General features: G+C 36.5%; 1 pseudogene. It reads right to left on the minus strand.

The annotated features are described in order from the left end of the window. Positions 1 to 225, minus strand: a pseudogene (locus AB4653_RS10420) (major facilitator superfamily transporter); the annotation flags it as partial. Positions 226 to 543: the final 318 nt, after the last annotated feature.

A 543-nucleotide genomic window follows, 5' to 3' on the forward strand; every position in this document is an offset into this window, starting at 1 on the left:
GGTCAATGATCGGTATGCGCCTAAAAATTTGTCGGCGATGAAACCGCCTGCGATAGCAAATAGCGGTCCGATTGCAGAGAAAGCACCAACAACCATCATGGTGTCGGCTTCGTTGTAGTTCAGATCTTCAAGGAAGAAACGAGTCAAGATCACCATGACGCCATAGAACGAAAGTCCGAACATCATTTGGCAGAACATCATTGATTTGTTTAATCTATTCCACATTATTTTATTCTCACATTTGTGTTGATATGTAGTGTAATTACCCAATTATAATATCATTAATAGCAATACATAAAATGAAACATTTGATGTGTTCGTTACTTTGCTCTCTATATCTTTTCTTATCGAGCGATTCATTTTTCTCATGCATTAAATATGCAATATTAGATTTTGCTAGTGGATGGTTGTGTAAATGTCGGTCAGATTTATTTGTTGCTAATTCGCGAGCCAAGAACGGAAAGTTACAGGTGGAAATCTTGTAAAATATTCAAGTGAGTATCACTTTCAATTAGCTGTTGGATTTTAGCCAATAAAAAAGCC

The sequence above is a fragment of the Vibrio sp. 10N.222.48.A3 genome (assembly GCF_041475345.1).
GTDB classification, from domain to species: Bacteria; Pseudomonadota; Gammaproteobacteria; order Enterobacterales; family Vibrionaceae; genus Vibrio; species Vibrio tasmaniensis_A.